Origin of the sequence: Archangium minus, assembly GCF_044360475.1 — a bacterium.
Taxonomy (GTDB): Bacteria; Myxococcota; Myxococcia; order Myxococcales; family Myxococcaceae; genus Archangium; species Archangium minus.
The window spans coordinates 7775890-7787858 of sequence record NZ_CP043494.1; the positions used below are offsets into that span (position 1 = coordinate 7775890).

15 protein-coding genes are annotated in these 11969 nt (G+C 67.6%); 8 read left to right on the forward strand and 7 right to left on the reverse strand.

Annotated elements, in window-relative coordinates; all coding sequences use genetic code 11:
* Nucleotides 1–10 precede the first annotated feature (10 nt).
* From F0U60_RS31590 to F0U60_RS31600, 3 genes are all read left to right on the forward strand, one after another.
* Nucleotides 11–1012 (forward strand): NAD-dependent epimerase/dehydratase family protein, encoded by a 1002-nt coding sequence (locus F0U60_RS31590; RefSeq protein ID WP_395805364.1) that lies wholly within the window; start codon nucleotides 11–13, stop codon nucleotides 1010–1012.
* Between the two features lie 78 nt (nucleotides 1013–1090).
* Nucleotides 1091–1243: a hypothetical protein gene (locus tag F0U60_RS31595; protein WP_395825545.1), complete on the forward strand. Its 153-nt coding sequence runs from the start codon at nucleotides 1091–1093 to the stop codon at nucleotides 1241–1243.
* Between the two features lie 36 nt (nucleotides 1244–1279).
* A complete protein-coding gene (locus F0U60_RS31600) occupies nucleotides 1280–1534 on the forward strand; it encodes a hypothetical protein (RefSeq protein WP_395805366.1) in 255 nt (84 codons plus the stop codon).
* 67 nt (nucleotides 1535–1601) lie between these two features.
* Here F0U60_RS31600 and F0U60_RS31605 read toward each other — a convergent pair whose 3' ends face one another.
* Nucleotides 1602–2279 carry an NADPH-dependent F420 reductase gene (locus F0U60_RS31605; protein ID WP_395805368.1) on the reverse strand — a complete coding sequence of 226 codons (678 nt, stop codon included), beginning with the start codon at nucleotides 2277–2279 and terminating at the stop codon, nucleotides 1602–1604.
* A 3-nt stretch (nucleotides 2280–2282) separates the two neighbouring features.
* Complete coding sequence (locus tag F0U60_RS31610) at nucleotides 2283–3086, reverse strand: inositol monophosphatase family protein (protein WP_395805370.1); 804 nt, start codon at nucleotides 3084–3086, stop codon at nucleotides 2283–2285.
* A gap of 75 nt (nucleotides 3087–3161) precedes the next feature.
* Here F0U60_RS31610 and F0U60_RS31615 point away from each other — a divergent pair, with 75 nt between their 5' ends.
* Nucleotides 3162–3794 carry a TetR/AcrR family transcriptional regulator gene (locus F0U60_RS31615; protein WP_395805372.1) on the forward strand — a complete coding sequence of 211 codons (633 nt, stop codon included), beginning with the start codon at nucleotides 3162–3164 and terminating at the stop codon, nucleotides 3792–3794.
* An 85-nt stretch (nucleotides 3795–3879) separates the two neighbouring features.
* On the opposite strand, the gene F0U60_RS31620 is transcribed toward F0U60_RS31615, so the two are convergent.
* Nucleotides 3880–4938: a hypothetical protein gene (locus F0U60_RS31620; RefSeq protein WP_395805374.1), complete on the reverse strand. Its 1059-nt coding sequence runs from the start codon at nucleotides 4936–4938 to the stop codon at nucleotides 3880–3882.
* A gap of 256 nt (nucleotides 4939–5194) precedes the next feature.
* Between F0U60_RS31620 and F0U60_RS31625 the strand changes: the two genes are divergently transcribed.
* Together F0U60_RS31625 and F0U60_RS31630 are read left to right on the forward strand one after the other, a co-directional pair.
* Nucleotides 5195–5992: an alpha/beta fold hydrolase gene (locus tag F0U60_RS31625; protein ID WP_395805376.1), complete on the forward strand. Its 798-nt coding sequence runs from the start codon at nucleotides 5195–5197 to the stop codon at nucleotides 5990–5992.
* Between the two features lie 126 nt (nucleotides 5993–6118).
* Nucleotides 6119–7090, forward strand: coding sequence for a L,D-transpeptidase family protein (locus F0U60_RS31630; RefSeq protein ID WP_395805378.1), 972 nt, complete (start codon nucleotides 6119–6121; stop codon nucleotides 7088–7090).
* 9 nt (nucleotides 7091–7099) lie between these two features.
* On the opposite strand, the gene F0U60_RS31635 is transcribed toward F0U60_RS31630, so the two are convergent.
* The 4 genes from F0U60_RS31635 to F0U60_RS31650 form a co-directional block, all read right to left on the reverse strand.
* Nucleotides 7100–7534: an alpha/beta fold hydrolase gene (locus F0U60_RS31635; RefSeq protein WP_395805380.1), complete on the reverse strand. Its 435-nt coding sequence runs from the start codon at nucleotides 7532–7534 to the stop codon at nucleotides 7100–7102.
* A complete protein-coding gene (locus F0U60_RS31640; protein ID WP_395805382.1) occupies nucleotides 7509–7715 on the reverse strand; it encodes an alpha/beta fold hydrolase in 207 nt (68 codons plus the stop codon). Before F0U60_RS31640 ends, F0U60_RS31635 begins: the two co-directional genes overlap by 26 nt.
* Before the next feature lie 308 nt (nucleotides 7716–8023).
* A complete protein-coding gene (locus F0U60_RS31645) occupies nucleotides 8024–8932 on the reverse strand; it encodes an alpha/beta fold hydrolase (RefSeq protein WP_395805384.1) in 909 nt (302 codons plus the stop codon).
* A 169-nt stretch (nucleotides 8933–9101) separates the two neighbouring features.
* The gene (locus tag F0U60_RS31650) at nucleotides 9102–9977 is read right to left on the reverse strand and encodes a LysR family transcriptional regulator (protein ID WP_395805386.1); all 876 of its coding nucleotides are present in this window, start codon (nucleotides 9975–9977) and stop codon (nucleotides 9102–9104) included.
* A gap of 133 nt (nucleotides 9978–10110) precedes the next feature.
* Here F0U60_RS31650 and F0U60_RS31655 point away from each other — a divergent pair, with 133 nt between their 5' ends.
* Together F0U60_RS31655 and F0U60_RS31660 are read left to right on the forward strand one after the other, a co-directional pair.
* Complete coding sequence (locus F0U60_RS31655) at nucleotides 10111–11319, forward strand: serine hydrolase domain-containing protein (protein WP_395805388.1); 1209 nt, start codon at nucleotides 10111–10113, stop codon at nucleotides 11317–11319.
* A 34-nt stretch (nucleotides 11320–11353) separates the two neighbouring features.
* Entirely contained in the window at nucleotides 11354–11968 is a 615-nt protein-coding gene (locus tag F0U60_RS31660) for a hypothetical protein (protein WP_395805390.1), read from the forward strand.
* Nucleotide 11969: the final 1 nt, after the last annotated feature.

Genomic DNA, 11969 nt, shown 5'->3' on the forward strand with positions numbered 1-11969 from the left:
TGGAGGCGGCATGAAGGCGTTCGTGACGGGAAGCACGGGGCTGTTGGGCGTCAACCTGGTGCGGCTGCTGCGCGAGCGGGGCCATGAGGTGCGCGCGCTGGCCCGCTCGCCGGAGAAGGCCCGGCGGCTGTTGGGGGACACCGGCGCGGAGGTGGTGGCAGGGGATTTGGAGGACGTGGACGCCTTCGCCCCGGCGCTGGGCGGCTGCGACGTGGTGTTCCACACGGCCGCCTACTTCCGGGAGTACTTCGGCCCCGGGGACCACTGGCCCGCGCTGGAGCGGCTCAACGTCCACGCCACCCTCCAGCTCGCGAGGGCGGCGTCGCGCGCCAGGGTGCGCCGCTTCGTGCACACCGGCTCGTCGAGCGTGATTGGCCGCGCGAAGGACGGTGCCCCCGGGGACGAGAGCTCCCCTCCGGACCGGCTGGCACAGACCAACCTGTACGCGCGTAGCAAGGTGGTCGCGAGCGAGCGCCTCCATGCGCTCGCGCCCGAGTTGCGCCCCATGGAGGTGGTGGAAGTGCTGCCGGGGTGGATGTTCGGCCCGTACGACGCGGCGCCCACGGGGAGCGGGCAACTGGTGCTGGACTTCCTCCAGGGCAAGCTGCCCGGCGTCTTCGAGGGCGGGGCCTCCGTGGCGGACGCCCGTGACGTGGCGGACGGCATGCTGCGCGTGGCGGAGCAGGGACGCGCGGGGGAGCGGTACATCCTGTCCGGGGAGTACGCCTCGCTCGTGGACGTGATGCGGGAGCTGGCGGCGATCTCGGGCCGGAAGCCTCCGAGGAAGCTCCCCTACCCTCTGGTGCTGGGCGTGGCCGCCACCTCCGAGCTGTGGGCGCGGCTGAGCGGGAAGAGCACGGTGATGACCGTGGAGGGCGTGAGCACCATGCACGCCCGCAACACCGTCTCCGCGAGCAAGGCCCGGACGGAGCTGGGCGCGAGCTTCCGGCCCCTGGCGCACACGCTCGCCGACGAGGTGGCGTGGTTCCGCGAGGCGGGGCGGGTCTCCTGAGCCCGTAACGTCCCGGCCCGCACTGTCGTGTTGTTTCGCAACCTGCTTATCTCAATGGATCCCTATCAGCGCAATCTGATGGGTAATGCTTCCAGCGAGCTGCCTCCGATCGATATTGGCCAGCCAATGTCAGGTCCTACCGTCGCAGTCGTTGAACAGAGCAGAAATGCGAATTTCGCAGTTGGCGATCGCAGCTTGCCAGGCTGCGAGGGCATCGCGTTATCGGCATAGCCGGTGGGCCTGAAAAGGTGCGGTATCGGTGGGTACATGTTTGAAGCGTTGATGCCCTACTTCAATCATCACGCGCAGATCGTCATCTGTGGCACTATCGCACAATATGACTTCCCTCATGCTCCTAACAGATCGAACCGCCTTCCGAAGTTGTTGAAGTCGTTTCTTTATCGGTTCATTGAAATCCGCAGCTTTGCACTGCCAGATCACCTTGGAAGCTATCCGGAAATCCTTGCGGAGGTGGGTCCTTTGGTATCTCAGGATTTGACGGCCGCAACCGCGGCAAGCTGATCGCCAGAGTTGGCGGCACCCGAGCCCGCCATCAGGCCACGCCGTAGTCCGGCAGCCTGAAGTCCCTTCACCTCGCGACCGTGAGCGCGAAGGGGGCGAAACCGCGGCCGCGGAGGAGGTGTGGCACGAGCAGGATGAGCGCCTCTGCCCCCCGGGCAGTGGAGATGTCTCCCAGATCCTCGATCCACTCGGGAGGCCAGCCGAGGTCGTGAAGCAGCTGGCGGACGGTCGCCTTCGCGCCCTCGTCGTTGCCTGACAGAAACGCGGTCGGGGGATGGGTGAGGCCACGTGGGTTGACCATGACGGAGAAGAGCATGGTGTTGAGCGTCTTGACGACACGGGTGCCGGGCAGAGCGTGTTGCAGGTGCTCGGCCAGACTGCTGTCGGGATAGCTCAATCCCGCCGGCAGTCCCTCCGCGCCACGCCGGGTGGCGTTCGAGACATCCACCAGGATCTTTCCGTCCAACACCTCGCGGAGGGCAGCGAGCCGCTCCAGGCTGGTGTCTCCAGGCGTTGCGTTGATGATGAGAGAGGCCTCGCGCGCGGTCTGGGGCGGAGCCGCGAACGTGACCGCCGGTCCGGTCCACTTCGCTGACGTGCCAGCGACATTCCGCGTTCCGATCATTACGTCGTGCCCGGCGGTCGCGAGCCTGGTAGCGAGGACCGTGGCGACACGGCCCGAGCCGAGGATTCCAATGCGGTTCATGGGTGTTCTCCGTTCAGAGAGGGGGCTGGGGAATGGCACGCGTCAGGCGATCCGGGACAGCACCTCGACCGAGGCGGCATGGAGGTTCGCGGCGGCGGCCAGGAAGTCGCCACTCGCCAGGCTCCACGGACGGCCGTGCGTGTCGGTCACCCTGCCGCCGGCTTCCTCGACCAGGAGGGCGCCCGCCAGCAGGCCGGAGAGGACCTGGCTGTATTGCCAGAAGATGTCCATCCGCCCAGCCGCGACCTGGATGAGTTGCAGGGTGGCCGGCACCGACACGCGCAGGACCAGGGCGCCTTCGAGCATCGCGGTGACGGACTCGCCTATCCGGCGGTGGGTTTCACGGCTCTCGCCCGGCATCGCCTGACCGGTCCCGACCAGGGCCGCGTCCAGTTGCGTCTTGGCCGACGCGTGCAGGCGTACCCCGTTGAGATGGGCGCCGCCGCCCCGGAGCGCGGTATAGGTGTCGCCCGTCATGGGCAGGTACACCACGGTGAGCACTGGCGTGTTGTCTCGCACCAGTGTCGCCGTGACACACCAGTCGTCCATCCCGTGGATGTGATTGATATTGCCCTCCACGGGGTCCGTGACCCACCACTCTCCGGGCGGCAACGGGCCCACCGCGAGTTCGTCCTCGAGCCACCCCGCGCCCGGGCGCGCTTGCCTCAGCCCCTCGCGCAGAAGTCCTGACGATTCCACGTCGTTGGCGTGGAGCGCGGCGACGATTTCCTCCCTGTTTCCCAGGCGGGAGTCGAAGGAGAAACGATTCTTCAGGTGGCGTCCCGCGGCCTGGACGGCCGTCACGACGGCGGGCAGCAACGCTTCATCTTCCATGCGGTTCTTCATGGGTCCCTCTGGTGTGAGTGGCTTGCGAGGGATAAAATGCGAGCAAACGCTCACGTTCGCTACTCGCATTCTCCCATGGCCCCCCGAACCACTCCCCCCACGCTGGACCCGAGGAAGAAACCCCGCCAGAGCCGCTCGGCGGCGACCGTTGCCGCCGTGCTGGAGGCGGCTGCTCGCATTCTGGAGACGGAGGGCTTCGAGGCATACACGACCAACGCCGTGGCCCGGCGCGCGGGCATCAGCATCGGCTCGCTGTACCAGTACTTTCCCAGCAAGGACGCCATCACCAAGGCGCTGATGCTCCGGGAGACGGCCCAGCTCCTGGAGGACGTGGCCGCCATCAACGTGAAAGCGGGCGGGCGCGCGGGCCTCCAGCGGCTGATCAAGGTGGCCGTCGCCTATCAGTTGCAACGCCCGGCCCTCGCGCGGCTCCTGGATGTGGAGGAACGCCGCCTGCCGGTCGGTGAGGAGGTGCAGCGCATCGGCGAGCAGTTGGCCCTGACGGTCCAGCGGTGCCTCGACGCGCCCGATATGGCGGGCACCTTTCGAGCCCCGTTCGTCGCCAGCGATCTCCTGGCGATTGTAAAAGGCCTCGTCGATTCCGCAGGAGACCGCGGTGAGCACGACGACGTGTTACTCGCCGCGCGCGTCAGCCGGGCCGTGTTCGGCTACCTGGAGCACGGCTCCACTTCGGCGAAGTCACGGTGAGCGGCCGTCCAGGAGGCCCGCCCGTCGCGTTCCAGGCCCCCTCCCCTGCTCAGGCGACCGGTCTCCTTGGGTTTGCAGAAACGCCCTAGGGACAGAGCCGCTCGACCGACTTGATCCGCACGACTCCGTCGACGTTCGAGTCGTTCGTCTGGTCACCGATGGCGATGGTGCCGTTCGTCGAGAAGTTGTTCCGTGTGAGCTTCGCGACGCCGTCGACGCTCACCGTCGCCACCTTCGCCGCGTCCACCGAGAGCTCGTAGACATGATACGCGCCATCGGTCACCAAGAACGCCGCGGACTGCGTATCGTCCGCCCAGCCGATCGCCGCGTTGTCGAGGTAGATCATCTGCGCGCGATCCACGGGACCTCCGAACAAGGGCGTGAAGCTTCCCAGGATGGCCGCGCCGCTGTCGAGCTGGTTATGGTTGCTCACCGACTCGACCTGCATCGTCACGCGGAGCGTGAACGGCTTCATTGTGTCGACCGCGTTCGTCCGCATGATGAGGAGTTGTCCGCTCGTGCGCGCGCCGCTGTTCGTCGACGTCGCGAGGCGAACGTAGTCTGGCCCATACGTGAGCGTGTTCGGCGCAACCGTGGCCGTCGTCCAGCCTTGCGCCGCAATCTCGTCGCCGCCGACCAGCAGCGGGACGCTCGTGCGGGCCGTCCACCGCGTCGTCGACGTCGCCGGCACGCACGCCTCGCAAGCGTTCGCCGGGTTGGGCGCACCCGCGTCGTAGACCACACCGTCGATGATGCACTTCGGGGTGCACACGCCGGCCGAGCAGATCTGTCCCGGGTTGCACGACGTCCCGTCCGCGCGTTGCGTCCACGCAGTCGCGGACGTCGCCGGCGCGCACTGTTCACACGGGTTCGCCGCGTTCACCGTCCCGGCGACGACCTGCTTGCCGTCGATCTGACAGAGCGCGACACACGCGCCGCCCTCACACGCCTCGCCGGACGCGCACGCCTTGTCGCAGCCCCCGCAGTGCTTCGGGTCGCTCGCGGTGCTCACGCAGGAGTCGCCGCACAGCTCGAGGCCACCGCTGTCGCACGTCATCGGCACGGAGGGGTCGGGGGGGGTGCTTTCACCGCAGGCAGCGATGAAGCCGAGCACGACGATGCAGGCGAGAATGTTTGCGCGCATGGAGCCAGTCAGTTTACGCGCCCCCTGTCCACGCGGCGAGTGGTGCGGCCATGAGCAGGACTCCAGATACCCCGTGTGCCATTCCAACGGAAGAATCAAACGGGACGAGACCCTATTTCTGGGCTATGGGGCCATTCCCGTCTCGTTAATCGACGAAGGGGTGCGAAGACTTGCGGCCTGCGTCCGCGCGCTCCACTACACCTCTTGAGCATTATTCAACTTCACTTACGAAGCCGCGACAGGCAGGAACAGTTCCATGACGACCTGGATGAGTGGAGTCTGCGAAACGAACGGCATCAACATCCACTACCTCCGAACCGGAGGCGCCAACCCTCCCGTCGTTCTGCTCCATGGATTGACCGGGAACGGCGCCTGCTGGACTCCCTTGGCGCGCGTGCTCGAAGGTGAATTCGACGTCGTCATGCCCGACGCCAGAGGGCACGGCGGTTCGAGCGCGCCGCACCACGGCTACCGGTACGACGATCACGCGAGCGACGTCGCGGGCCTCATCCGTGGCCTGGAGCTCTCTCGTCCGGTTCTGCTTGGCCACTCGATGGGCGGCATGACCGCCGCGGTGGTGGCGAGTCGAGGGGCGGGGGGCATCCGCGGCCTCATCCTGGTCGATCCGACGTTCTTGAGCCCCGAGCGCCAGCGCGAGGTGCGCGACAGCGACGTCGCCGAGCAACACCGCCGGACCCTCGGCATGCAGAAGTCTGACCTCGTCGCGCAGCTCCGAGCCCGACACCCGCGTCGCTCGCCCGAGATCGTCGAGCTTCTTGCCGAAGCGAGACTGAAAACCCGCATGAGCGCCTTCGACGTTCTCACGCCGCCCAACCCCGAGTATCGCGACGTGGTGAGCGCGATTGACGTCCCGATCCTACTCGTCATTGGGGACAGCAACCCCGTCGTCACGCTCGAGATGGCAACGGAAGTGCGGAGCCTCAACCCACGCGTGCGAATCGAACAGGTACAGGACGCCTCCCACGGCCTTCCGTTTGAACAACCCGAGCGCCTGGGAGAGGTGGTCGCGTCGTTTTTGCGTGAGCTGGCTTAGCTGCTGCAACTCGCGCTCGAGTCTCCCCACCGCGCCCCCAGGACAACCTGCTGGTGGAGGCGCTAGGGTAAGACGGGGACTCGCACCAGGGTCGAGTCCGGCGCACGCATCACCTAAGCTGCCTCCATGTCCTCGTCCCCGCTCCGCTGCCTCGCCGTGATGTGGGCCCTGGGCCTCCTCCTGTCGCCGGGGGCCCAGGCCACCCCGACCGCGGATGTCTTCGAGGCCTGGCTCCACCCCTCGACGCCGCCCGCGGATGGCTTCGAGCCGCTGCCGGCTCCCTCCCGCGCACCCGCGGGCAGCGAGGTCCGCGCCCTGGCCCACGGGCGCGTGGTGGCGGTGGACGCCCAGGCCCAATCGCTCACGCTGGAGCATCTCTTCTACGAAAACCACGAGTTGCTGCGCATCCGCGCGGAGTACGCCCCGCTGGCGGAGCGGAAGCTGAGCCCGGGTGACACGGTCAAGCGCGGACAGGGATTGGGGCGGGTGGCCCCGAAGGGCCGGCTGTCGGTGACGCTGCATGGGGGCAAACTCCTGTCAGACACCGAGGCCCGGAGCTTCCTCCAGGCGCGGGCGCGGTTGCCCCAACCCGCCCAGGAGCCCGTGCTGCTGCTCGTCTCACACAACGACTACGCCATGCGGCTGTACACGCGGGGGCAGGAGATGGCTCGGGTGGAGGTGGGCTTTGGCCAGGCCGAGGGCCGCAAGCAGGTACGCGGGGACAACCGCACACCCATGGGCATGTACCACGTGGTGCAGAAGCACCGGGGCACCTTCACGGGACCCTACGCCGAGTACTACGGCGGCCATTGGATCCGCCTGAACTATCCCAACACCTGGGACGCGGATCGGGGCCTCGCCGAAGGACTCATCACCCGCGAGGTGCGCAACCGCATCGCCCGCGCGTGGGCGGAGCGCAAACCCACCGAGGGCTCCACGCGCCTGGGCAGCGGCATTGGCTTCCACGGCTGGGTGGGGCCCTGGACGCGGGAGGAGACGGGCGGCCGGCTGTCCTGGGGGTGCGTGGTGATGCACACGCCGGACATCGCCGCCCTCTACGAGAAGATCCCCGTGGGCGCCATGGTCGTCCTGTTCTAGCCCCCTCGCTCATGCGGCCTGGGAAGGAAGTGCCAGGTCCTCCAGGAAGCGCACGACGTGGGCGTTGACGCGCTCGGGCTGCTCGCCGGACAACAGGTGGCCAGCATTGGGGACGAGCTCGGTCTGGAGGTGGGGGACGAGTTGCCGCGCACGCTCCACCAGGGCCGGGCCGTTGGTGATGACCTCCTTCTCGCCCACCAGCAGCAGCGTGGGCACGAGCTGCCGCCGGAGCTCCTCCTCCGGGAAGGGACCCGGCCGCACCCGCAACCGCGAGCGGAAATGCTTCATACCCGCCGCGAACAGCTCCGAGGATTCCCGAGGCGGGGTGCTCCCCGGGGCGCACATCCACCGCTCGGACCACTCGAAGACGGGAGCGATTGCCCGCCCACCACGGCCGACTCCACCTTCAACCCGTCCATCACCTCCCCGAGCCAGGCGGCGCAATTTCGCTCCAACCGAAGTCCCCCGGCACCTCGGGCATGTAGACCCGATGCGTCCGGGCGAGCGCGGCGATGTTGGGGGCCCACATGGTCGAGGTCCCCGTCATCCCGTGCAGCAGGAAGAAGGGAGGCGCCTCGCGAGGCCCACTCACGAGCACGTGCGTCCGCCCGAAACGCGTGGGCACGAAGAGCCTCTCGACGGGTACGGGCCAGCGCTCCAGGGCCCTCTCATAGACGGTCGTGAAAGCGCTCTACCCTTCCGGAGTCTTGAAGGAGGGATTCATCATGGTGTGTGAATTATAGGCGGAATGGGGGCCCTGTTTGAGGGGGCGGGCTGGTGCAAAGGGGTTGAAAAGGGCCGCAGGCCGCGGGGGCGTGGGCTTCCAGGTCCCTGTGGGTTCCAGCCAAGTCAGGACCTCATCCCCTTCAGGTAAGTCCACGAAGGCCCTTCCCTCCTGACTCTTCGGAAACTCTGCCGAATGGCCCTCGGACGTCACGGCTCGATCCGACTGAGGAAGCCGGAGATGTCAGCGGCGATCTCGTTGGGATACTCACCGTTGATCGCGTGCGACGCTTGGGGATAGACCTTCACCTCACCGGGATTGAGCAGCCGACGAGCCGTCTCAGCCCCCTCGGCGGAGTTGTGCATGCCGGAGGCGCCGGCGATGATCGCCAGCACCGGGATGTTCAGCGCGGTGAGTTGCTCTTCGGTGATTCGGACTGGACCCGAGAGCTTCAACGCGTACGACTGCATGCCGGCTTCGATCATCACGGCCTCCGGTACGTCCTCGACCGGCGCCCCGTTCGCCGTCCAGCTGGCGAAGCTGTCGCGCCACGCCTTGGGGAACCAGCGCACGCTCGCCGGGAGGCTCCGGACGATCGCTTCCACGGAGAGGTTGTTGAAGGTCATGATCGGGTCGAGCACGGTGACACTGGCAATCTTCTCCGGCTGACGGACGGCCAGATTGATCGCCGTCCACCCACCGATCGACATCCCGAAGAGATGAACCTTGCTCTCGGGCAACGCCAGCAGGACTTCGTGCAGCCATCGAGCATGATCCTCAGCGCTGGTGATCGGTCGGGACTGAATGCTCATCCCGGGCTCGCCGAGGAGGTCGATCGTGTAGAGGCTGCGAACGCCGAGCAGGGCCGACATGTTGTCCGCCCAGACAGGTGACGCGGACGCCCTGCCCGGCAACAACAGCAGCGGTATGGCAGCGGGAGCAGCTCCGGCGAAGTGATAAACCCGTACCACCCCGTACGACGTGCGGAGGTCGAGCGTGCGATCCGGTTGAGGCATATCCGCCATCGCGCGCTTGTACGCCGCGAGAAAGCGGTCCTGGGACGCCGCGGAGGTGAAGTACCCGACTGGAGACGGGGGACTGCGCAACGCGAAGAGCATGAGCAGTCCGAGGCCAACGAGGAGACCTCCGGCGACGAGCCATCGGCGAGGCCGCCTGCGCCGGGGATTCGGGTCTGTTCGAGTTGAAGGTGTTCGCATCGGTCCAGGTACTCCTTGGTCAGCAGATGAAGTGCCCGATCGCTGGCGGGGGTTGCCCGCGAAGAACGCCTCAGCGCGGGTTCAGCTCCGCCGCGCGCAGCTCCAGCTCGCGCACTGCGAAGTCCATGAAGGCCCGCATGCGCGGCGTCTTCCGCATGTCCTGGTGGACGCCCATGCGGACCGTCAGCACCGGACCGGGGCGCGGCGTCTCAATGCGCCGGAGCGTCAGCCGCTTGTCCACGAGCAGGCGGGGCAGGACAGCGAGCGCCTCTCCCGACTCGGCCGCCGCGAGCTGCGACCAGATGCCGTTGGTCCGCAGGATGGACCGGGCATCGGGTGCGATGTTCCGCAGCCAGTCCGTCAGCGGAGTCCGGGGAGCTGTCTCGTGCAGCATGAGGATGGACTGCCCCGCGCAGCCCGAGCCGAAGTCCGGAAGCCCGTGCTGCTCCAGGTACGCGGGCGATGCGTACAGGCCGAAGGCGATCTCGGCGACCTTGCGCTCGATGATGTCCTCCTGGTCGAAGACTCCAGGGCGGAAGGCAATGTCGGCCTCGCCTCGTGACAGGTTGTACCGTCGCCCATCGTTGATGAGCGCGAGGCTCACCAACGGATGCAGCCCGCCGAACCTCGCCATGATGGGCGCCATCACGTAGTCCCCGAACCAGTCGAGGCTCGTCACCGTGATGCTCCCCTGAAGCCCGGTGTCGCGCGCCGCGAGCCGCCGCTCCACCGTGAGCGCGCCCTCCTCCATCCGGTCCATTCCCTCAATGAGGGCCGCGCACAGCGGCGTGGGCGTGAGCCCCTCCTTCGCACGCTCGAACAGCTTCGCCCCCGTGCGCCGCTCGAACGCGTCGAGCCGCCGGCTCACGGTCGGCTGTGTCGTCCCCAGGGCCCGCGCGGCGGCGCTGAGCGAGCCATGCCTCACCACCGCGAGCGCGATTCTCAAGTCATCCCAATCCACGGTGCTCCCCGTTGCCTCATACTAATTCGTATAGGCACCTTTCGGAAATATGGGCTGCCGGGCGCGGAGGCGCCACGTACATCGTGAGCGTCGTCGTCACCGCTGAAAGGAGCACCCCATGAAAACCGCCATCATCGCCGCCCTCCTCGTAGTCCTCGGCTTTGGATTCGCCCACGCCGCCCCAACGGGGGATGCGGCCATCCAGGCGCGGGTCGATGCCGCCATCGACCGCGCCCTCACGGAAAAGCGCATCGTCGGCACCGTCGTGCTCGTCGCGAAGGACGGAAAGGTCGTCTACCAGCGCGCCGCCGGCCTCGCCGACCGTGAGGCGAAGAAGCCCATGCGGGAGGACGCGCTGTTCCGCCTGGCCTCCCTGACGAAGGCGATGACGTCCGTCGCCGCGCTGAAGCTCGTCGAGCAGGGGAAGCTCCGCCTCGAGGACCCGGTGACGAAGTGGATTCCCACCTTCCGGCCGAAGCTGCCGGACGGCACCGAGCCCGTCATCACCGTGCGTCAGCTCCTGACGCACACCGCGGGCCTCTCGTACGATCTCATGGAGCCGGCGGACGGGCCGTACCACAAGGCCCGCGTGTCCAGCGGGATCGACCAGCCCGGCCTGTCCATGGAGGAGAACCTGCGCCGCCTCGCCTCGGTGCCGCTGGTCTATGAGCCCGGGAAGAAGTGGGGATACTCGATGGCCACGGACGTGCTCGGGGAGGTGGTGGCCCGCGCGGGTGGCGCACCGCTGCCCACGGTCATCGAGAAGCTCGTCACCCGTCCGCTCGGCATGACGGACACGGGGTTCCGCGTGAAGGACGCAGCGCGGCTGACGACGCCGTACGCGGATGGGAAGCCGGAGCCGGTGCGCATCGGCGAGTCGCGCTTCGTGCCCAGCGGGGCGAGCGGCGTCACCTTCGTGCCGGGTCGCGTCTTCGACACGCGCTCCTTCGCGTCTGGAGGCAGCGGCATGGTGGGCACGGCGGGGGACTACCTGAAGTTCCTGGAGGCGCTGCGGACGGGCGGGACGTCGGTGCTGAAGGCGGACACCGTGGCGCAGTTGGTGACGGACCAGGTCGGCCCCCAGGCGGCGAGCGCGGGCCCGGGCTGGGGCTTTGGACTCGGCGTGGGCGTGCTGGTGGACCCGGTGACGGCGAAGAGCCCGCAGTCAGCAGGCACGTTCCACTGGATGGGCGCGTATGGCCACAACTGGTTCGTGGACCCGAAGCAGGGGCTGACGGTGATTGTCCTCACCAACACCACCTTCGAGGGCATGTGGGGCGCCTTTCCCGTTGCCGTCCGCGACGCGGTCTACGACGCTGGCCACTGAGCGGCCCCCGCGCGGGGCCTTCACGGAGGCCCTGATGCGACGTGCTGGTTGGGTGGTGGCGATGCTGTGGTGCGGCGCGCTCATGGCGCAGGCCGCCGAGCCGGAAGCCACCGACTGTGACTTCCGGCTGGAGTGCCAGCTCGGAGCCCATGCGTTCTCGGTGAGCTTCGACTCCGCGTCGGGCGAGTGCACCGAGGATGACATGAGCGCCTTCGTGGAGACCTCGGCCGGGAAGAGCGTCATCCCGATGGAGAAGGGCTGGTACAGCGCCATCTCGAACATCGCGAATGGGGAGTCCCTCTGCCGGCGTGCGGACTCGAAGGAGCCCATCAACAGTGGCGTCTCCGCCTTCGCGGTGGATGGCCACCGGGTGCTGGTGTTCTTCACCCGGAATGACCGCCCTGGCTACGACTGGGTGGGGGTGGCGCTCATCGATGCGGCGACGGGGAGAGTGCTCGACGTGAAACCAAAGCTCGGGCAATCAAAGGACAGCATGGTGGCCGTCCTGAAGACACCGCGCGGGTTCAAACTCCAGTTGGTGCGGGAGTTCCTGACGGTGGTGCGGTGCGACTGCTCCGCCGCCTTCGCGGATGACTGGATGGCCGTCGAAGTGGTCAACGGGAAGATTCGAGCGCGCTGGATGAGGTGAG

Excerpts from the sequence above, each read along its gene's own strand:
- F0U60_RS31590 (WP_395805364.1), top strand. The coding sequence starts at position 11 with ATGAAGGCGTTCGTGACGGGAAGCACGGGGCTGTTGGGCGTCAACCTG.
- F0U60_RS31595 (WP_395825545.1), top strand. The coding sequence starts at position 1,091 with ATGGGTAATGCTTCCAGCGAGCTGCCTCCGATCGATATTGGCCAGCCA.
- F0U60_RS31600 (WP_395805366.1), top strand. The coding sequence starts at position 1,280 with ATGTTTGAAGCGTTGATGCCCTACTTCAATCATCACGCGCAGATCGTC.
- F0U60_RS31610 (WP_395805370.1), bottom strand. The coding sequence starts at position 3,086 with ATGAAGAACCGCATGGAAGATGAAGCGTTGCTGCCCGCCGTCGTGACG.
- F0U60_RS31615 (WP_395805372.1), top strand. The coding sequence starts at position 3,162 with ATGGCCCCCCGAACCACTCCCCCCACGCTGGACCCGAGGAAGAAACCC.
- F0U60_RS31620 (WP_395805374.1), bottom strand. The coding sequence starts at position 4,938 with ATGCGCGCAAACATTCTCGCCTGCATCGTCGTGCTCGGCTTCATCGCT.
- F0U60_RS31625 (WP_395805376.1), top strand. The coding sequence starts at position 5,195 with ATGACGACCTGGATGAGTGGAGTCTGCGAAACGAACGGCATCAACATC.
- F0U60_RS31630 (WP_395805378.1), top strand. The coding sequence starts at position 6,119 with ATGTCCTCGTCCCCGCTCCGCTGCCTCGCCGTGATGTGGGCCCTGGGC.
- F0U60_RS31645 (WP_395805384.1), bottom strand. The coding sequence starts at position 8,932 with ATGCTCTTCGCGTTGCGCAGTCCCCCGTCTCCAGTCGGGTACTTCACC.
- F0U60_RS31655 (WP_395805388.1), top strand. The coding sequence starts at position 10,111 with ATGAAAACCGCCATCATCGCCGCCCTCCTCGTAGTCCTCGGCTTTGGA.
- F0U60_RS31660 (WP_395805390.1), top strand. The coding sequence starts at position 11,354 with ATGCGACGTGCTGGTTGGGTGGTGGCGATGCTGTGGTGCGGCGCGCTC.